21 protein-coding genes and 1 other RNA gene are annotated in these 18,874 nt (G+C 70.3%); 9 read left to right on the forward strand and 13 right to left on the reverse strand.

What is annotated here, in order from left to right; all coding sequences use genetic code 11:
* Positions 1–4: 4 nt before the first annotated feature.
* The gene (gene ppgK / locus IFU11_RS01635; RefSeq protein ID WP_085510829.1) at positions 5–781 is read left to right on the forward strand and encodes a polyphosphate--glucose phosphotransferase; all 777 of its coding nucleotides are present in this window, start codon (positions 5–7) and stop codon (positions 779–781) included.
* A 57-nt stretch (positions 782–838) separates the two neighbouring features.
* Here the strand turns inward: ppgK and rnpB are convergent.
* From rnpB to IFU11_RS01655, 4 genes are all read right to left on the reverse strand, one after another.
* Positions 839–1,205: RNase P RNA component class A (gene rnpB, locus IFU11_RS01640), an RNA gene on the reverse strand.
* Positions 1,206–1,275: 70 nt separating this feature from the next.
* Entirely contained in the window at positions 1,276–2,013 is a 738-nt protein-coding gene (locus tag IFU11_RS01645; protein ID WP_192017985.1) for a zinc ribbon domain-containing protein, read from the reverse strand.
* A gap of 44 nt (positions 2,014–2,057) precedes the next feature.
* Positions 2,058–2,873, reverse strand: coding sequence for a Nif3-like dinuclear metal center hexameric protein (locus IFU11_RS01650; RefSeq protein WP_192017986.1), 816 nt, complete (start codon positions 2,871–2,873; stop codon positions 2,058–2,060).
* A gap of 36 nt (positions 2,874–2,909) precedes the next feature.
* Positions 2,910–3,527, reverse strand: a complete 618-nt coding sequence (locus IFU11_RS01655) for a LysE/ArgO family amino acid transporter (protein WP_192017987.1) — start codon at positions 3,525–3,527, stop codon at positions 2,910–2,912.
* A gap of 71 nt (positions 3,528–3,598) precedes the next feature.
* Between IFU11_RS01655 and IFU11_RS01660 the strand changes: the two genes are divergently transcribed.
* The 3 genes from IFU11_RS01660 to IFU11_RS01670 all read left to right on the forward strand — a co-directional run bounded on the left by IFU11_RS01660 (position 3,599) and on the right by IFU11_RS01670 (position 5,223).
* Positions 3,599–4,495, forward strand: coding sequence for a LysR family transcriptional regulator ArgP (locus IFU11_RS01660; protein ID WP_371742691.1), 897 nt, complete (start codon positions 3,599–3,601; stop codon positions 4,493–4,495).
* A 63-nt stretch (positions 4,496–4,558) separates the two neighbouring features.
* Positions 4,559–4,978 (forward strand): organic hydroperoxide resistance protein, encoded by a 420-nt coding sequence (locus IFU11_RS01665; protein WP_064293757.1) that lies wholly within the window; start codon positions 4,559–4,561, stop codon positions 4,976–4,978.
* An 80-nt stretch (positions 4,979–5,058) separates the two neighbouring features.
* On the forward strand, positions 5,059–5,223 hold the full coding sequence (locus tag IFU11_RS01670) for a hypothetical protein (RefSeq protein ID WP_165766994.1): 165 nt from the start codon (positions 5,059–5,061) through the stop codon (positions 5,221–5,223).
* 14 nt (positions 5,224–5,237) lie between these two features.
* On the opposite strand, the gene IFU11_RS01675 is transcribed toward IFU11_RS01670, so the two are convergent.
* The 3 genes from IFU11_RS01675 to IFU11_RS01685 form a co-directional block, all read right to left on the reverse strand.
* The gene (locus IFU11_RS01675; protein WP_192017988.1) at positions 5,238–5,477 is read right to left on the reverse strand and encodes a hypothetical protein; all 240 of its coding nucleotides are present in this window, start codon (positions 5,475–5,477) and stop codon (positions 5,238–5,240) included.
* Between the two features lie 133 nt (positions 5,478–5,610).
* Entirely contained in the window at positions 5,611–6,537 is a 927-nt protein-coding gene (locus IFU11_RS01680; protein WP_192017989.1) for an aldose 1-epimerase family protein, read from the reverse strand.
* A gap of 10 nt (positions 6,538–6,547) precedes the next feature.
* A complete protein-coding gene (locus IFU11_RS01685) occupies positions 6,548–7,846 on the reverse strand; it encodes a kynureninase (protein ID WP_192017990.1) in 1,299 nt (432 codons plus the stop codon).
* A 71-nt stretch (positions 7,847–7,917) separates the two neighbouring features.
* Between IFU11_RS01685 and IFU11_RS01690 the strand changes: the two genes are divergently transcribed.
* Both IFU11_RS01690 and IFU11_RS01695 read left to right on the forward strand, forming a co-directional pair.
* Complete coding sequence (locus tag IFU11_RS01690) at positions 7,918–8,562, forward strand: FMN-dependent NADH-azoreductase (RefSeq protein ID WP_192017991.1); 645 nt, start codon at positions 7,918–7,920, stop codon at positions 8,560–8,562.
* 90 nt (positions 8,563–8,652) lie between these two features.
* A complete protein-coding gene (locus IFU11_RS01695) occupies positions 8,653–10,224 on the forward strand; it encodes a molybdopterin-dependent oxidoreductase (RefSeq protein WP_124769284.1) in 1,572 nt (523 codons plus the stop codon).
* 24 nt (positions 10,225–10,248) lie between these two features.
* On the opposite strand, the gene IFU11_RS01700 is transcribed toward IFU11_RS01695, so the two are convergent.
* The 4 genes from IFU11_RS01700 to IFU11_RS01715 form a co-directional block, all read right to left on the reverse strand.
* Entirely contained in the window at positions 10,249–11,025 is a 777-nt protein-coding gene (locus IFU11_RS01700) for an SGNH/GDSL hydrolase family protein (RefSeq protein ID WP_085510819.1), read from the reverse strand.
* A 45-nt stretch (positions 11,026–11,070) separates the two neighbouring features.
* Positions 11,071–12,114, reverse strand: a complete 1,044-nt coding sequence (locus tag IFU11_RS01705; RefSeq protein WP_124769283.1) for an LLM class flavin-dependent oxidoreductase — start codon at positions 12,112–12,114, stop codon at positions 11,071–11,073.
* Positions 12,115–12,164: 50 nt separating this feature from the next.
* Positions 12,165–12,515 carry a hypothetical protein gene (locus IFU11_RS01710; protein ID WP_079705855.1) on the reverse strand — a complete coding sequence of 117 codons (351 nt, stop codon included), beginning with the start codon at positions 12,513–12,515 and terminating at the stop codon, positions 12,165–12,167.
* A 177-nt stretch (positions 12,516–12,692) separates the two neighbouring features.
* On the reverse strand, positions 12,693–13,352 hold the full coding sequence (locus IFU11_RS01715) for a ThuA domain-containing protein (protein ID WP_240043868.1): 660 nt from the start codon (positions 13,350–13,352) through the stop codon (positions 12,693–12,695).
* Between the two features lie 211 nt (positions 13,353–13,563).
* On the opposite strand from IFU11_RS01715, the gene IFU11_RS01720 reads away from it, so the two are divergent.
* The gene (locus IFU11_RS01720; RefSeq protein ID WP_137241734.1) at positions 13,564–14,919 is read left to right on the forward strand and encodes an O-acetylhomoserine aminocarboxypropyltransferase/cysteine synthase family protein; all 1,356 of its coding nucleotides are present in this window, start codon (positions 13,564–13,566) and stop codon (positions 14,917–14,919) included.
* A complete protein-coding gene (locus tag IFU11_RS01725; RefSeq protein WP_192017992.1) occupies positions 14,916–16,247 on the forward strand; it encodes an LLM class flavin-dependent oxidoreductase in 1,332 nt (443 codons plus the stop codon). The genes IFU11_RS01720 and IFU11_RS01725 overlap by 4 nt, the downstream gene beginning before the upstream one ends.
* 12 nt (positions 16,248–16,259) lie before the next feature.
* On the opposite strand, the gene IFU11_RS01730 is transcribed toward IFU11_RS01725, so the two are convergent.
* Both IFU11_RS01730 and arfB read right to left on the reverse strand, forming a co-directional pair.
* A complete protein-coding gene (locus IFU11_RS01730) occupies positions 16,260–17,246 on the reverse strand; it encodes an NAD-dependent epimerase/dehydratase family protein (RefSeq protein ID WP_192017993.1) in 987 nt (328 codons plus the stop codon).
* Positions 17,247–17,357: 111 nt separating this feature from the next.
* A complete protein-coding gene (gene arfB / locus IFU11_RS01735) occupies positions 17,358–17,780 on the reverse strand; it encodes an alternative ribosome rescue aminoacyl-tRNA hydrolase ArfB (protein WP_192017994.1) in 423 nt (140 codons plus the stop codon).
* A gap of 79 nt (positions 17,781–17,859) precedes the next feature.
* Here arfB and IFU11_RS01740 point away from each other — a divergent pair, with 79 nt between their 5' ends.
* A complete protein-coding gene (locus IFU11_RS01740) occupies positions 17,860–18,867 on the forward strand; it encodes a diacylglycerol/lipid kinase family protein (protein WP_371742693.1) in 1,008 nt (335 codons plus the stop codon).
* The last annotated feature ends 7 nt before the right edge of the window (positions 18,868–18,874 follow it).

Consider the following 18,874-nt stretch of genomic DNA (forward strand, 5'->3'; position numbering starts at 1 on the left):
ACGCATGACGAACGCAGCTCCCCGGTCCGCCGTCGGCATCGATATCGGAGGGACCGGCATCAAAGGTGCGGTCGTCGATCTCACGACGGGTGCCCTCCTCACCGATCGGGTGAAGATCCCCACGCCGAAGGGTGGCGAGCCGAAGGACATCGTCGTGACGGTGCGCGAGGTGCTCGAGCAGCTGTCCCCGGCCTCCGACGGACTCCCGCTCGGCGTCTGCTTCCCCGCGATCGTCCGGAACGGCCGGACGATGTCCGCGGCGAACGTCTCCGACGCCTGGATCGGCCTCGAAGCCGAGCAGCTGTTCGAGCAGGGCCTTGGGCGCGAGATCACCTTCGTGAACGACGCCGACGCGGCCGGTTACGCCGAGACCGAGTTCGGGGCGGCCAAGGGCGCCAGCGGCCTCACGATCCTGACGACCCTCGGCACCGGCATCGGCACGGCGCTCATCTACAACCGCACGTTGATCCCGAACGCCGAACTCGGGCACCTGGAGATCGACGGCAAGGACGCTGAGACGCGGGCGTCCTACGCGGTCAAGGAGCGCGAGGACCTGAGCTGGGAGAAGTGGGCCAAGCGCCTCCAGAAGTACTACGAGCGCCTCGAGTTCCTCTTCTCGCCCGATCAGTTCGTGGTGGGCGGCGGCGTGTCCAAGCACGCGGACCACTTCCTGCCGCTCCTGAAGCTCGACACCCCGATCATCCCCGCCGTGCACCGCAACAACGCGGGCATCCTCGGCGCAGCAGCTCTCGCCGCCGGCCCCGCCGAACGCATCGCCTGAGGACCGCGCCACGCGCTGCGGCGGTTCCGTCGCAGCGCTCGGCGTGGGAGTGGGGTGTGAACGGGTCGACCGGTACGCCGGGTTCTGTCCCACGCTTGCGCGTTTCGACGGCCATCTCTCTCGGGACGACGTTGCCGCCGCCCTCTAGCGGTCTACCCGGGAACTTGGCGAGCAGCCTCAGCGTTCCCTGTTGACCTTGCTCCGGACGAGGTTTACCGAGCCGACCGGGTCACCCCGGTCGCTGGTGGGCTCTTACCCCACCGTTTCACCCTGACCGTGGTCGCCCACGGCGGTCTGTTCTCTGTGGCACTGTCTCGCGGGTCACCCCGGGTGGGTGTTACCCACCGCCCTGCTCTGTGGAGCCCGGACGTTCCTCGGCACCGACACCCGGAGGTCTCGGTGACGCGACCGTCTAGCCGGCCCGTTCACGGAGACGAGTCTACCGGCCCGTGACAGCGGCCGCGGACCGCCGGTGGGTGCAGCCCGCGTCCGGCTCAGACGAGGCCGGACTCGTCCGTCCGGACGACGATCGCGGCGCACTCCGGGCACTGCACGACGTCTTCGGACGGTGCAGCGCGGACGGCCTGGAGGTCGTTGCCGGTGAGCGACATCTTGCATGCGCCGCAGGTGCCAGCGCGGAACAGCGCTGCACCGATACCGCCGCGGGCGCGGCGCTGGTCGTAGAGGGCCAGGAGGTCGGCGGGGATGCCGGGTGCGAGTGACTCGCGGTCGGCGGTGAGTCGTGCCCGTTCGGCCTCGAGTTCGACGAGTTCGGCGTCGCGCTTGGCGACGACCTCGTCGAGGAGCTCCTGGAGTCCGGCGCGCTCGGCGTCGACCTGGGCGACGGCGTCCTCCGCGGCCTCCACCCGCTCCATGACGTTCAGCTGGATCTCTTCGAGGTTGTTCTGCCGGTTCTGCAAGGAGGCGATCTCACTCTGCAGCGCCTCGACGTCCTTGACGGAGGTGGACGACTGGAGACGGTCGGCGTCGCGCTTCATGCGGGCCGCGACGACGGCGACGTCGGACTCGATGCGCCCGAGCTCGGTCTGTGCGTCGTCGCGGACGCCGACGCGCTCCAGGCGACGGAGGCGCACGGTCTCGATCTCGGCCTGGAGCTGCGCGATGCGCGCGGCCTCGGGGAGGTTCGCCGCGCGGTGGGAGGTGCGCTGCACGCCGGTGTCGATGCTCTGCAGGGTGAGCAACGTCTTCTGGTCTGCTGGGCTGGCTTTCACGTCTGTTCCAAACTCTCGACTCATCACCCTACCGGCCGCGCCGACTACTGGGTGACGACGAAGTCCCACGGGTCGGTACGCAGTTCGCTGACCCGGACGTCGAGTCCAGGGAGCTCTCGTCGGAGCGCGTCGGCGGCCCCCTCCAGCCACAGCCACTCACTCGCCCAGTGGGAGACGTCGATGAGGGCCGGACCGCCGCCGAGGAGTGCCTGTTCCCGGGCCTCGGACGCCGGGTGGTGGCGGAGGTCGGCCGTGATGTACACGTCGGCCGCACGGACCTCGGGGTGGGACAGGAGCGAGTCCCCCGCTCCCCCGCAGAGCGCGATCCTCCGGACGGCCTGGTCGTAGTCCCCGGAGGCACGGATCCCGGTGGCGGTCGCCGGCAGGATCTCGGCGAGGGCACGTGCGAGAGCGCCGAGCGTGGTCTCCTCCGGGAGGTCGCCGACCCGACCCAGCCCGGTCAGGCCGTTGGCGGCGGGGACGATCGGAGTCGGGTCGTGGAGGCCGAGACGTTGGGCGAGGACGTCCGAGGTCCCGTCGGCGACGACGTCGGCGTTGGTGTGGGCGGCGATGAGCGCGGCGCCGCCGCGGATCAGGCGCGTGATGAGTGACCCCTTGTACCGGTCGCCCGCCACGGTCGTGACACCACGCATCAGCAGCGGGTGGTGGACCAGCAGCAGACCGTCGGGGTGCTCGAGCACCTCGTCGACGGTCACGCCGACCGCGTCGACCGCGAGGAGCACGTGCCCGACCGGCTGGTCCGGGTCGCCGACGAGGAGCCCCGGGGCATCCCAGTCCTCGGCTCCGGACAGTGGCCAGAGGCGCTCGACGACCGTGTTGACCTCACGCAGGGTTCTCATCACCCGGCAATCCTAACCAGGCACCCTCGAGCACGCTCAGGGGCGCAGGACGAGCATGATCGCGAGGGCGATCATGACGACCGCGATCGCGACGTCGAGGATGCGCCAGGCCACGGGCTTCGCGAAGACGCCGCGGAGCAACCGAGCGCCGTACCCCAGAGCGGTGAACCACAGGATGCTCCCGAGGACCGCGCCGGCGGCGAACCACCACCGCCCCACCTCCCCGTGCGTGTTCGCGATCGAGCCGAGGAGGAGGACGGTGTCGAGGTACACGTGCGGGTTCAGCCAGGTGAGGCCGACCACGGTGAGCACCGCCGCCCTGAGCGAGAGGCTGTTGCCACCACGGTCGGCGGCGAGACCGGACGGGGCGAGTGCACGGCGTGCGGCCAGCAGGCCGTAGCCGAGCAGGAAGGCCGCGCCGGCCCAACGGAGGACGACGAGGACCACGGGGAACCGCTCCACGACGAATCCGATGCCGCTGACACCGGCGATGATGAGCACCGCGTCGGAGAGTGCGCACACGAGGACGACCGGCAGGACGTGCTCGCGCCGGATGCCCTGCCGGAGGACGAAGGCGTTCTGGGCGCCGATGGCCACGATGAGTGAGAGGCCGAGGCCGAGGCCCGCGATCGCGGCCTGCAGTGCGGAGGTCATCCTCCGACCGTAGGAGGCGCAGCATGATGAATCCAGTTCAATATTCTGATGAATCGTAAGATCCTCTTATGATGGATTTCCATTTCGAGCAACTGCGGGCCTTCGTCGCTGCGGTCGACCACGGCACCTTCGAGTCGGCCGCCCGGGAGCTGATGGTCACGCCGTCGGCCATCAGCCAACGCATCAAGACCCTCGAGCAGAGCGTCGGACGGGTCCTCTTGCTCCGGACCAAACCGATCACCATCACGGCGTCAGGTGAGATCGTGCTCCGCCTCGGCCGCGCGGTGCACCTGCTCGGTCACGACGCGGCGCTCGAGTTGCACGCCGACGACGCGCTCGCCCCCGCCACCCCGGCGGTGATCCCGATCGTCGTGAACGCGGACTCCCTCGCCACCTGGCTGCTGCCGGTGCTGGCGGACGTCGCCGCCCGGGAGTCGGTCGTCTTCGACCTCGCTCGCGAGGACCAGGACCATTCGACGGAGCTCCTCCGTGCGGGCAGCGTCATGGCCGCGGTCACCTCGAACGCCGAGCCCGTCCAGGGGTGCACGGTGCGGCTCCTCGGTCGGATGCGTTACCGACCGATGGCGTCACCCGCGTTCGCGACGCGCTGGTTCGAGGACGGTGCGACCGCTCAGGCGCTCACGGCAGCGCCCGTCGTCGTGTTCGACCGGAAGGACGATCTCCAGGACGCCTACCTCCGACGACGTGGCGTCGACCCCGCCACCCCGCCGCGACACCATGTTCCGGCCTCGGCGGACTTCGCGACCGCCGTCGGCCTCGGTCTCGGCTGGGGCATGCTCCCGGACGCGCAGTCCGACGCGCCGCTGCGCAGGGGCGAACTCGTCGTGCTCGACGAGACCGGCGGCGTCGACGTCCCGTTGTTCTGGCAGCAGTGGCGACTCCACTCCCGACTGCTCGAGCTCGTCACGACGGCGGTGGTCGACGCGGCCCGATCCTCGCTGCACTGAACGACTGCCGAGAGGTCCCGGAGAAGGTGCACCGGGCACCCACGACGGTGCAAGGATGGAGCAATGGATATCGCGTACACAGCAGTTGCCCATGCCACCGGAGGCGGACGAGACGGACACGTCCGCAGTGAGGACGACCTCCTCGACTTCGACACCCGTCCCCCGAAGGAACTCGGCGGCAGCGGCGAGGGCACCAACCCCGAGCAGTTGTTCGCCGCCGGCTTCGCCGCGTGCTTCCTCAGCGCCCTCCACGCAGTCGGGCGCACCGCGAAGCTCGACACGAAGGACGCCGAGGTGTCGGCCAGCGTCGGCATCGGATCGAACGGTGAGGGCGGCTTCGGCCTGGCCGTCGAGCTCGACGTCTACGTGCCGAACGTGACGCACGATGAAGCCCAGCAGCTGGCCGACCAGGCGCACCAGGTGTGCCCGTACTCGAACGCCACGCGCGGCAACATCGACGTGACGGTGTCGATCGTCGACTGACGAAGCTCCCGCCCGCAAGGGCTGTCGATCGTCGTGTCCGCCGGTTACGCTGGCGGGCACGACGATCGAGAGGAAGCATCATGTCTGATTTCGGGGCGGTCGAAGGCATCCGTGACGAGGGCGCGGCGGCCATGTTGCCCGGGCTCCCGGACGCCGTGGTCGAGGACGAGGCGCTGGACGACGACGCGCCCGCCGAGGACGCAGCAGACGAATCCGGTACGGGCCTCGCCGGCTCAGGGACTTGACGCGGGGATCGAATTCAGCGCAACATCGACGCGGCGATGACGCCGACGATGCCGAGTTGCAGCGCGAGCACGATGCCGATCGTGATGAAGAACGTGCTCCAGAGGACGATGTTCCCCAGGAGGACGCCCACGAAGGCCCCGAACCGTCCGCGCGGTCGAGCCGTCGGCCGCGCCACCTGAAGCCGTTCGGTCTGCGCGACCCGGGGCGTGGACAGGGTGAAGAGATTCGGGCTGGTGTCCAGGTGCGTGGTCATGCCACCAGTGTCCGTCGACACCCGGGGGCGGCACATCGGACGCCGGGGCGATCATCTCCCCCACGGCGTCATCCTCTGAGCTGACCTTCCTCCGCCCGCGGGACCGTCGACCGTCCGCCGATCGGCGTGCCGGTCACACCCGTGTGAGTCGGATCCCCCAGGACAGCGACCACCGCTCGTCGGGGTCCAACCATCGGAGTCCGGTCCCGCTGTTCAGCGCATCGGCGGGAGCCGTCATGGGCTCGATGGCGATGGCCTGCGTCGGTCCGTCTGCCGCCGGGAAGTTCTTCGGCGTGTAGACCTGGACGAACCGGAAGTCGTCGTCCGCCCAGAGTTCGACGGTGTCGCCGTCAGGTGCGGTGAGCCGGTGTCGGACGGCACCGTCGACCTGCCGGACCGAACCCAGGCCGACGTCGATCGAGAGATCGCCCACTCGGGCGCCCGAGCGCAGATCGTACGGGGTCCCGTCGACGGGACGGGAGACGACCGGGATGCGCTGCTCGTCCGTCTCGAACCAGGTGTCGGCCGCCAGCGTCACGGTGAGGTCGGCGGTCGGTACGTCGCCGAGCGCCAGGTAGGGGTGAGCACCGACGGCGACCGGCGCGGGGCGACTCGACCGGTTCACGATGGTGTGGGTCACCCGCAGGCCGTCGTCGTCCAAGGTGTAGGCGACCGAGGTGTCGAGGCGGAACGGGTAGCCGTGCTGCGGGAACACCGAGGCGAGCAGGGTCACCGCGTGATCGGTGTGATCCCCCGCCCGGTATCCCGTGTTGCGCAGGAGACCATGGGAGGCGTTCCCGGTCGCCGCCTCGGTGACGTCGAGCTGCTGCGGTTCACCGTCGAGCGTCCACCGGGCATCCCGGACGCGGTTGGGCCACGGCACGAGCACCATCCCGCAACCCATCGGGGCGACGACGTCCTCACCGAAGGACTGCACGAGGGTGCGTCCGCCGACCGTCAGTTCGCGCAGTCCCGCGGCGAGTTCGGTGACCGTCGCTCGGACCTCGCCCTGCGGACCGGCGTGGTGGAGACGGTACTGGGTTCCAGAGGCAGCGGGCATGCCGCCAAGCCTACGACGGACGTCCGCCAGGCGGGGTGGAGCCGTGTGACGCCGTCCACCGGTGGACGGCCTCGGCGATCCGGATCAGCCCGAGTTCGAGCTCGGCGAAGCCGGAGCTCAGGGGTGCGACCCCGATGCGGAGACCGTCCGGGTGCCGGAAGTCGGGGATCACACCAGCATTCCAGAGCAGCGGGGTGATCTCGCGGAACGACGGGTGACCGAGCGTCACATGACCACCGCGACGCGCCGCGTCACGAGGGGTCATCACCCTGACACCGGAGCCCGCGAGGTGCTCATCGGCCCAGGAGATCGCGAACGCGGTGAGCGCCACGGACTTCGCCCGGATGGCGGCGACACCGGCGGACTCGATGAGCGTCAGCGAGTCCTCGAGCGGCAGCATGCCCACGATCGGTGGTGTCCCGCTGAGGAACCGGCGCATCCCGACGGCCGGCTGATAGGCGTCGGCCATGGCGAAGACGTCGGCGGCGCCCATCCACCCCTGGATGGGCTGGAGGAGCCGGTCCTGATGGCGCGCCGCGACGTAGGCGAACGCAGGGGCACCGGGCCCGCCGCCGAGGTACTTGTAGGAGCAGCCCACCGCGAGGTCCACGCCCCACTCGTCGAGCTCGATCGGGACCGCACCGGCGGAGTGGCACAGGTCCCAGAGGACGAGTGCTCCCGCCTGATGGGCGATCGCGGTCAGCTCCTCGACGTCGAGCAGGGCTCCGGACCGGTAGTCGACCTGGCTGAGCACGACGAGTGCGGTCTGCTCGTGGACCACCTCGCGCAGCTGGTGCGCGGCGACACCGTGGACCGGGTCGGCGTCGATCCAACGGACGCGCAGACCGCGTTCAGCGGCGATCCCCTCGATCACGAAGCGGTCGGTCGGGAAGTTCCCCGCATCGATCACGAGCTCGTCGCGCCCAGCGGCCCCTCCGGCGGAGGACATCGCGTCGACCGCCGCGCGGATCAGCTTGTACAGCAGCACGGTCGTCGAATCGGCGACGACCGTCTGGCCGGGTGCGGCACCGAGCACGACCGATCCCAGGCGGTCGCCGAGCGTCAGCGGCAGCTCGAACCAGCGGTCGTCCCACGACCGGATGAGCCTCGTCCCCCATTCCTCCGCGATGAACGACTGCAGCCGCTCCGCCGTGGCCCGCAACGGCCGCCCCAGTGAGTTCCCGTCGAGGTAGGCGATGACGCCCTCGGCCGGGACGAACGCCGCGCGGTGTTCCGCGAGCGGGTCGGCCACGTCGAGGACGCGTGCGTCCTGGCGGGCGGACGTGGTGGGGGCTGGGGCGTCGACCATCCTGCGACGGTAACCGCCACCGGTGCGCGCCGCAAGGAAGCGGACGGGACCCGGCTTGCTAGCGTTGCCGCATGCCAACCCTCCTGCACCTCGACTCCTCCGCCGATCTCGACACCTCCCGGTCCCGCCGGCTCTCGCAGGCCGTCGTGGACGCCTGGTCGACCTCCGACCCCACCGGCGTCGTCGTCCGTCGCGACCTGCACCTGGATCCGCTCCCCCACCTCGCCGACGCGAGTCTCCACTGGGCGCCGGCCGACCGCCGCCCCGGTACGAACCCGCCCGCCGAGGCCGAGACGCTCCAGCGCGTCCTGCTCGACGAGCTGCTCGGCGCCGACATCGTCGTGATCGGCGCGCCGCTCTACAACTTCTCGATCCCATCGTCGCTCAAGGCGTGGATCGACCACATCCACGTGCCTGGTGTCACCTCCGCGGACACGGGAGCGCTCACCGGCCGGCCGGTCGTCATCGCCACCAGCCGCGGGATCGCCTACGACGCGGGCAGCCCGACCGAGGGTTGGGATCACGAGGTGCCGGCGCTGCGGACGTTGTTCGGCGGAGCGCTCGGCATGGACGTCCACGTCATTACGACGAGTCTGACCCTCGCCGACCGTGATCCGGCGCTCGCAGCGCAGCTCGAACGGAGCGAGCAGGAGTTCGCCGAGGCCGTCCGGCTGGCGTCCGAGACGGGACTGCGGCTGGCCGTCTCGACGGCCTGAACGCCGAGACGACGGGCGGACGACGGATCCGACCCGTCTGATCCGGGCAGTGCTCCGAACTCCTGTCGAGCCACGATCAGGGAGAAGCACATGCCATCGAAGCACCAGACCGGCACCACACGGAGCGGACGACGCCTCGTCTGGTTCGCGGCAGCACTGTCCGGCATCGTCGCAGCAGCGGTGTTCCTCGCGATCGCCGAGCTGGCGGCGCTGTTGTTCGCCCGAGGCAGCAGTCCTCTCCTCACCGTCGGATCGTTCGTCATCGACATCGTCCCGCGGTGGGCGAAGGAGTTCGCGATCGAGACCTTCGGTGGCAACGACAAGATCTTCCTCCTCGTGAGCCTCGGGGTCGCCGTCGTGATCGCCGCGGCGATCGCCGGGGTCCTGCAGCAGATCCGTCCACCGCTCGGTGTCGTGGTCCTCATCGCGGCCGGCGTCTTCGCCGGTGCGACGACCGTCACCCGTGCCGGTGCCACCCCGCTCGCCGTCGTCCCCGTGATCCTCGGTCTGGCGGCCGGTGTCGTGATCCTTGTCCTCCTGAGTCGTCGCCTGCCGAAGCGGGCCACGAACGGCTCGGACGACGAGCGCGCGGCGTTCGACCGCCGAGGCTTCTTCCGCGTGGCCGGCATCGCGGCGGCCGGTGCCGTCGTCGTCGGCGTGGGCGCACGCCTCGTGAACGTCACCACCTCGTCGATCACGGCCGTCCGCGACGCCCTCAAGCTCCCGGCGCCGAAGTCGACCGTCACGATCCCCGACGGAGCCGAGGCGGACGTCGACGGCCTCAGCCCGCTCTTCACGCCGAACGACAAGTTCTACCGCGTCGACACCGCGCTGACCGTGCCGACGGTCGACCCGGCCACCTGGACGCTCACGATCGACGGCATGGTCGGCGAGCAGGTGCAGATCACCTTCGAGGAGCTCCTCGCCATGGGTCTCGACGAATACGTCATCACCATGACCTGCGTCTCGAACGAGGTGGGCGGCAACCTCCTGGGCAACGCGAAATGGCTCGGTATCCCGGTGCGTGACGTCCTCAAGCGGGCGATGCCCGACTCGAAGGCCGACATGGTCCTGTCCACGAGCGTCGACGGCTTCACGGCGAGCACGCCGATCGAGTCGCTCACCGACCCGAACCTCGACGCGATCCTCGCCGTGGCGATGAACGGCGAGCCCCTGCCGCTCGAGCACGGCTTCCCCGTTCGCATGGTCGTCCCGGGCCTCTACGGCTACGTGTCGGCGACCAAGTGGCTGACGAAGCTGACGGTCACGACCTTCGACAAGGACGAGGCCTACTGGACCCCGCGCGGCTACGACGCGAAGGCGCCGATCAAACTCTCCTCGCGGATCGACACGCCCCGGATCGACAAGCAGCTGCCGGCCGGACCGGCGAAGATCGCGGGTGTCGCCTGGGCGCAGACGGTCGGGATCGCCAAGGTCGAGGTCAGCATCGACAACGGCGACTGGCAGAGCGTCAACCTCACGACCGCCATCAACGACGACACCTGGGTGCAGTGGTGGATGGACTGGGAGGCGACCGCCGGTACGCACTACGTCGCCGTCCGTGCGACCGACAAGGCCGGGAACCTCCAGATCGAGGAGCAGGCGCCGATCGCTCCCAACGGATCCTCCGGTTGGCAGCGCACGCTCGTCCGCGTCGGCTGACGATCCGCGGCTGACCGGTGCCGGTCAGCCGCGGGTGTCGACCGGCTGCAGCTGGGCGATCTTCGGTTCGCGGCCGTCACCGGAGGAACGTCCGGTCAGGCGGCGCCCGATCCAGGGCAGCACGTGCTCGCGGTAGTAGGCCGCGGTGCGACGTTGACGCGGACCGGGCGGCGCAGCAGCGACGTCGTCGATCCCCCACTCCTCCGGGACCGGCACGTCGAGCGCCGTCAGCACGTTGCTCGCCACCCGGGCGTGGCCGAGGGCGTTGAGGTGCAGGCGGTCCACCGACCAGTATCGGAGGTCGGCGAGCGTCCGATCGGCCCAGTTGTCGACGAAGGTGACCCCCTCGCGCGGGTACCGCACCCTGACGGCCTGGGCCAGCTGCTCGCCGCGGCGGGCGAGGAGCGAACCCATCGGGATGTGGGCCGAGGGGTTCGCCCCGCTCAGCAGCAGCACGTGGGCACCTCCGGCACGCAGTCGCTCGACCGCACCGTCCAAGCGGTCGGCGACACCGTCGATCGACACCCGCGGGCGCATGATGTCGTTGCCGCCGCCGTTGAAGCTGACGAGGTCCGGACCCATCGCGATCGCTCGGTCGAGTTGTTCGTCGAGGATCGGCAAGAGTTTCCGCCCGCGGATGGCGAGGTTCGCGTAGCTGACGGTCTCCGTGGACGCCCGAGCGAGGCCGAGGGCAACGAAGTCGGCCCACCCGCGAAGGGTGCCGTCCTCTCGAAGATCCCCGTAGCCCTCACTGAAGCTGTCGCCGATGGCCACGTACCGTCTGAACCCGTGCTGCGTCATACCTGCACTGTACGCGCGACCGGAAGCCGTCTCCGACCGGTCCGCTCAGGCCGGACGGGACTCCCCGTCCGCGGCCGGTCGCCAGCCGAGGGCGGGGCCGAGTGCGCCGGCGATGTCGGTGAGCAGCTGCGTGTAGTCGTCCGGTTCGAGCGTGAACGGGAGCGCGAAGGCGACCTCGTCGACCTCCTGGAATCCGGCGTGCTCGTACAGCCGCTCAGCGATCTCCGCGCTGCTGCCGACGAGGTCCTCCGCGAAGAGCATCCGCCGCGGCCCATGGGCGACGCCGACGCGGTGCCGTCTCGAGTCGACGTACTCGTGGTACCGGGCGCGTTGGGACGCGGTCGCGGAGTCCGTCGGGATGACCACGAGCCCCTGTGACACGCGGGCCCGCTCACCCGCCGGGTGGAGTTCTCGGAACCGACGCACCTGGGCGGCCTGGTTCGCGGCGAAGTCCGTCGTGCCGTCCTCGGCGGCGATGACGCTGCTCGTGAGCAGGTTGAAGGACTGCTCGCCGGCCCAACCGGCCGACCGCAGGCTGCCGGCTCCGTACCAGAGCCGCTCCGCCAGACCGTCGGCATGCGGCTCGACCCGTGAGGAGTAGTCCTCCTGGCCCTCACGACCGGCGCTGTCACTGACGACGTCACCGCGGATGAAGGAGCGGAGGCGCAGGACGCGGTCGTAGCCGAGGTCCTCCTGGTCGAGCGTCGACGGATAGATCGCGTGCTTGAACGCGTCGAACCGCATCGGCTCCCCGGTGCTGAAGCCGGGAAGCAGTCTGCCTCCCGAGAGGACGTCGACCGTGCCCAGGTCCTCCGCGAGCCGGAAGGGGTTCTCCGCGCCGAGCGGTGTGACCGCGGTGCCGAGCGCGATGCGCCTCGTGCGCTGCGTCGCGGCGGCGAGGACGGCGACCGGTGAGGAGATGCCGAACTGCAGGTGCCGGTGCCGCAGCCAGGCACTGTCGAACCCCAGGCGTTCACCGAGCTCGATGAGCTGCAGGGTCGCCTCGTGCCCCGCCGCCGGCTCCTCGGGGTCGAACAGGCCCATCGTGAGGAAGCCGAGTCTGCGGAGCGGTGCTGAGGATCGGGCCATGCATCGACTCTACGACTCCGCCGGAGCCGGACGTACCCGCGCCGCGGGTGTCAGCTCGGCGACCCGGCCAGCACGGTGAACATGGCGCCGAGGCTTCCGAGGATGAACAGCATCGTTCCGAGCTGCATGGTCAGCGACTTGTTCCGTGACGCGGTCGGGACGTCCACCTCGAGGATCGGACAGCCGGACCAGCCCAGCAGGCCGATGCTCAGACCCACGATGACCGAGCAGCACCACCACACCACGCGGAGTCCCTCGGCGAGGACGGCCGGCCGCCAGCCAGAGCTGAGGAGGAGTCCGAGGACGATCGCGGTGCTCCCGACCGCGACGCCGAACCAGACGGTTCCGGTGCGCATGATGCGCTGGACGTTGTTCTCAGGTGACATGAGGTCCTGTGACACGTGGTGCGGCTTTCTCGAGGTTCCGATTCCTGACGCGGGCCGCGGCCGGCGATCATGGTCGCTCGCAGCCCCGAACAGGAGCATAGACCCGCTCAGGACGCCCGACTCCCGTTCGACGGGGGCTTGCGCCGACGGGGGTCGCGACACAGACGAGGCCGGTCGAGGATCCGTGACGGATCACGCAGACGGTGCCCGGGCCGTCCACCGTGCCAGCGCTGCGAGCAGGGCACGGTGCTCCGCCGAGGCGTAGGAACGCTCATCGTGTCCGAGGGCGTCGACGGCGACGCGGGAGGGCCCCACCTCGCGGACCCACACCGCGGGGAACCGCTCGCCGTCGACGTCGTGCTCGGCGACGGTGGTGCTCCGACCGACCGGTTGCAGCCGTAGGTACTGTTCGTCGTCCACCGGGATGTCGCCGAGCGGTCCGCCTGCTGGGGACGCCAGGCCGCGGACGACGGTCGGGCCCATCGGCGGATGCCAGGACACACCGGGCAGCCAGAGTGCCCCGATCGTCGGCGCCCAGTCCGGGTAGTCGCGGAGCGAGGCGAGCGCGGCGTGCATCGCGAGCACACCGACACCTCGACCGAGCGCCTCCGCGAAGCCGTCGATCGCGGCGGCAGGCGTTCGGCCCTGGTCCTCGGACCGCCACGGGTCGCCGGCGTTGACCACGAGGAGCTCCACGCCGTCGAGTCTCGTCATCGCACGATCGACGTCCTCGTCGATCTCGACCGCGAAGCCGGCCGTCTCCAGGACCTCGGCGATGAGCGGGCTCGTGCGCGCGTACGGGTGCCACGGATCCGCATACCGACCGCTCCCCGATGCGATGAGTGCTTTCACGGTTCCCCCTCGTCCGATCCGTCGGCGCCGGTCACCGTCTCCACGGCCGACGCCTCTCCAGGGTACGGGGCCTCCCCCGACGGCTGCGTCGCCCGCCGATTGTGTCCGCGCATGTCGTCGTCACCTGCGCCCGCCCCGGTGCCGACCGTAGAGTGCCTGTCACCGACGCCGGGGCGTCGACGACGGCCGAGCTGACGGAGAGGACGAGGCGATGCACGAGCGGGACCGAGGGGGCTTCAGCACCCGACAGCTGCACGCCGGTGGTACACCCGATGCGCCGCTCCAGCCGCGGGCTCTGCCGATCTACGCGAGTGCCGGGTTTGTGTTCACCGACTTCGACGAGGCGGAGCGGCGGTTCGGACCGGACCCCGGTGGATACAGCTACAGCCGGGTCGGCAATCCGACGATCGACGCCGTCGAGCGCCGTCTCGCCGCGTTGGAGGGTGGTGTGGACGCGCTGCTCCTCGGCTCCGGACAGGCGGCCGTCGGCGTCGCCCTGCTCTCCCTGCTCGAGGCCGGCGACCACCTGCTCACCGCGCCGAGTCTGTACGAGGGCTCGCGCAGCCTCTTCACGGAGAACTTCGGTCGGCTGGGGATCACCACGAGCGAGGTCGCCGATCCGCTCGACGTCGACGCCTGGGCGCGTGCCATCCGACCCGAGACACGCGCGATCTTCGTCGAGTCCATTCCGAACCCCCGCAACGACCTCACGGATCTCCGTCTCGTCGCCGACGTGGCCCATGCGCACGGGGTCCCGCTCGTCGTCGACAACACCTTCGCCACGCCCTACCTCCTGCGTCCCATCGAGCACGGCGCCGACATCGTCGTCCATTCGGCCAGCAAGTTCCTGGCGGGCCACGGCACCGTGCTGGGCGGGGTCGTCGTCGACGGCGGCACGTTCGACTGGGCAGCTCGCCCAGACCGCTATCGACACCTCACCTCGCCGCTCGCCGCACTCGGCGGGCTCAGCCACGTCGAGGCGGGCGGGCGTGCAGCGCTGGCCGCCTACGCACGGGCATCGATCGCACTGCGTCTCGGCCCGACGCCCTCGCCGTTCAACGCGTTCCTCATCGCACAGGGCATCGAGACGCTGTCACTCCGCGTCCAACGGCAGAGCGAGAACGCCCTCGCTCTCGCGACGTGGCTGGCAGGACGGACGGAAGTGGCCTCGGTCGACTACTCGGGACTCAGTGACAGTCCGTTCCGCGGCCTGGCGGACCGGTATCTGCCGGATGGACAGGGATCGGTGTTCTCGTTCACCCTGCACGGCGGACGGGACGCAGCGCGGACGGTCATCGACCACGTCGGCCTGTTCACGCGGATGACGAACCTCGGCGACGTCCGGTCACTGATCCTCCACCCGGCCTCGACCACGCACGCCCAGCGTTCGGCCGAGCAGCTCGCGGCGAGCGGCATCGGCCAAGGACTCGTGCGGATCTCCGTCGGCATCGAAGACGTCGCCGACCTCATCGCTGACCTCGCCTCGGCGTTCGACGCGCTCCCCGCCCGGGAACCGTCGACGAGCACCGGCGCCAGCGTCACGGCGGATGTGGCGGTCGCCGCATGAGCGCCCGGCAACGCTTCGGCTGGTTCCTGTCACGTGGGTTCGGTCCGCATGGTTGGGGGCATCCGTACCTCGACTGGGACTACCGCTGGCAGGAACCCGCCCTCTACCAGCAGGCCGCGCGCGAGCTCGAGCAGGCGGGCCTGGACCTCCTGATCATCGAGGACGCCCTCTCGCTGGGGAACCCCGAGACGCTCGACCTCCGCATCCGCGGCGCCTACGGCGGGCCGAAGCACGACCCGCTGAGCCTCGCCCCGTTCCTCTTCGCAGTGACGGAGCGCATCGGCATCATCCCGACGGTGAACCCGTTGCAACTTCCGCCGTACCAGGCGGCACGGCAGTTCGCGACCCTGCAGCACCTCAGTCGCGGACGGTTCGGGGTGAACGTGGTCACCGACGTCGGCAGCAGCCGTCACTTCGGTGAGCCGGTCGTGCCGCACGACGTCGCTTACGAGCGGGCGGAGGAGTGGCTCGACGGCGTGCGTGCGCTCTGGCGGAGCTGGCGACCCGGCGCGTACGTGGGCGACACCGCCTCCGGACGCTTCGCCGACGGCCGCCACCTCGACCGCGTCGAGCATCGCGGCGCACATTACGACTTCGACGGGCCGCTCAACGCCCTCCCCTTCGACGATGACTCCGGTGGCGAGCCCGTCATCGTGTCGCCGGGCTCCTCGCCGCGAGGGCTCGCCTTCACCGGGCGACAGTCGGACGTCCAGCTGGCCCTCGCACCGCTCGACATCGCAAGCCTCCGTGCATACCGGAGGCGGGTCCTCGACGCCTCGGCTGATGTCGGTCGGGACACCCCTCCCGCGATCCTGTTCGTGTTCAAGCCCGTCATCGTGGCGAGCAGCGCCGAGGCCGACCGTCTCGTCGCCGCCTCGGAACAGCCGGACGACGAGACGCTGCGCTCCGTCGCACTCGCGTGGTCGAGCGACCTCGAGACGGACCTCACCGCGCTCGACCTCGACCGACCGGTGGACCCGGCCGTCTTCGGCGACCACGTGTCGCGAGGCAGCCTCGACGCGTTACGCGGACCGTACGAGTCCCTCGCGGCGGCGACGCTCCGGGAGCTGCTCGTGCCCAAGGCACGACTCGGGCGGATCACCGACGGCAGCGGTGTCGTCGGCACGGCGGCTGAGGTGGCCGACCACATCGAACGCGCCGGCAGTGAGGCGGACAACGACGGGTTCATCTTCTCGGGCGACCTCCACCCGGTGACGGTGCACCGCATGCTCGACGAACTCGTGCCGATCCTCCGACGCCGCGGGATCCTTCAGCGTCCGAAGGTCGACGCACCGCACGGACTCCGGAGCTCGTTGCAGGCCCTCTGAAGGATCGCGTCGTCAGCGGCTCGTGTTCAGGGCTGCTCGTGGTTCGGGCAGGTCCAACTCCCCGTGGGCGACGAGCGAACGGACGGACTCGAGGACCGCCTCCGTCGAGGTGTAGGCGGGCTCGTATCCGAGCAGCGACCGTGCCTTGTCGATCGACGCGCAGTGGCTCCGTACCAGGTGCTCCCAGGTGGTGTCGGCGTGCTCCGTCGGTGTCTCGGCTCGGAAGTGCTCCCAAGTCACCGACTCGAGCTCGGCCGAGCGTCCGAACCAGCCGGCGACGACGTCGGCGTAGCCGCGGACGGTGACCGCGGCGGCGGAGGTCACGTTGAGGTCCTCGCCGGCGACACGATCCCGGTTCACGACGGCGAGCTCGAAGGCCTGCGCGACGTCGTCGGCGTGCACGTGGTGCAGCAGCTCGGCACCGAGTCCGGGGATGCGCAGCGGTGAACCGTGTGCGAGGGTCCGCCAGACCCCGGGGTCGAGGTTGCCCAACGGGTTGATGGGCGCCCACCCGGGTCCGACGATGTGCCCGGGATGCAGGGAGGTCGTCACCAGTCCTCCGTCGGCGGTCTCCTGCTGCAGCAGCCGGGCGATCTGGTCCTTCTGGACGCCGTAGTCGCCGAACGGCGCCGTAGCGGAGCCCTCGACGATGGGGACGGACGCGCTGGGACCGTAGCGCCAGATCGATCCGCAGTGGAGCAGCTGGCCCGTGTTGCCGCGCAGTCCCTCGAGGAGTGCCGTCGCCGAGGCGACCGAGAAGCAGACCAGGTCGACGACGACGTCCGGGCCGAGGTCCGCGATGCGTCGCGCGAAGACACCGTCCCGGTCCTCGGCCTCCCGATCGGCCCGGATCCGCTCGACCTGGTCCCACTCGGGCGCGTCCGTGTACGGCGAACGATCGCCGCGGCTCACGCTCACGACCTCGTGGCCGGCCCGGACGAGTCGCGGGACGAGGAAGGTGCCGATGTGGCCGGTCCCGCCGATGACGACGATGCGCATGGTGTTCCTCCGTTCGCGCACGACGACGGCGTCGACGGGTGCGCTCTCCGGGAACGCTAATGGACCGGACCGTCCGGCGCACGCCCTTGCGGGAGGCGACGGTGTGACCCGCTAGTCGTCGGAGGGACGGCGTCGTTGCTGTTTGGTGGCGCTCCGCTGTTGTTTCGCGGCGAGGTAGCGTCGCGCCGATCCGCGGGTCGGACGCGTGGGTCGGCGCGTCGGCGCCGGCGGCGCGAGAGCCGACCTGATACGTGTCGCGAGCGCTTCGAGTGCGAGTTCGCGGTTCCGGAGCTGCGATCGCTCGCGGGAGACGGTCACGGTGATGGCACCGCCGACCAGCCGGGCGCCGAGCCGCTCGAGCAGTCGGTCGCGCTGCTCATCGGTGAGGACGGCCGACTCGCCCACACTCCACGTCAATTGGACACGGCTGTCGGAGGTGTTGACGTGCTGTCCGCCCGGGCCGGACGACCGGGAGAAACGCCACTGCAGTTCGGCTGCCGGGATCATCAGTCCGGGCGACACCTCGAGGTCCATGGGGCAAGCGTCTCACGAACCCGCGGCACAGCTCGCGTCCACCGCTGGTTCCGAGCCGGTGCCTCCTATCCTTGACGCTGTGAACGATGCACCAGCCGAACGCGGACGTCGACGCGCAGCCGTCGTCGTCAATCCCTCCAAGGTCGACATCACGGTCCTCCGCTCGGTGGTCGCAGCCGCGGAGTCGACGCACGGACTGGCACCCTCCACCTGGCACGAGACGAGCGCCGACGACGACGGCCGGGGTGCGTCCTCGGCCGCGATCGCCTCGGCACCCTCGGTCATCCTGGTCGCGGGAGGTGATGGGACACTGCGGGTCGCCGCCGAGGCCATCGCGTCCACCGGCATCCCCCTCGGGCTGGTCCCGGCCGGAACGGGGAACCTCTTCGCCCGAGCGCTCGGCCTGCCGCTGGGGGACCTCAAGCGGTCGGTCGACATCGCCTGCTCAGGGCGTGACCAGGTGGTCGACGTCGGCCAGGTCAGTCTCGGGCGCAGCGACGGCACGAACCGGGACGAGGTCTTCCTCGTCATGGCCGGCATCGGCCTCGACGCACACATGGCCGGCCACACCAATGAGCGGCTGAAGCGACGGATCGGCTGGCTCGCCTACTCCGACCCGATCGCGCGGAGCATCATCGGCAACCGGCAGTTCGACCTGCACTATCGACTCGACGACCGTCCGGAGGCGGCTGCCCGAGCGCACACGATCATCGTCGGGAACTCCGGCACGCTCACCGGTGGGGTCCTGCTGCTCCCCGAGGCCGTCGTGGACGACGGCCTGCTCGATGCCGTCATGTTGCGCCCTGGCAAGGGTCCGGGTTGGGGGAACATCGGCTACCGCCTGACGTTCAACCGGATGCTGCACCGCACGCGGTTCGGCCGGTTGGTCGGACGACTCTCGCCCAAGGCACGCGCGATCAGCTACGCACAGGCACGGACGATGCACCTCAGACTCGAGGAGCCGCAGGAGATCCAACTGGACGGCGACTCGCACGGTTCGGTGATCTCGGTCTCGCTGACGAACCTGCACCATGCCCTGATCGTCCGGGTTCCGAGCGGCCCGGCTGCGCGCCCCGGCGGGCGCTGACCACCGG

Origin of the sequence: Plantibacter sp. CFBP 8804, from assembly GCF_014841225.1 — a bacterium.
Taxonomy (GTDB): Bacteria; Actinomycetota; Actinomycetes; order Actinomycetales; family Microbacteriaceae; genus Plantibacter; species Plantibacter auratus.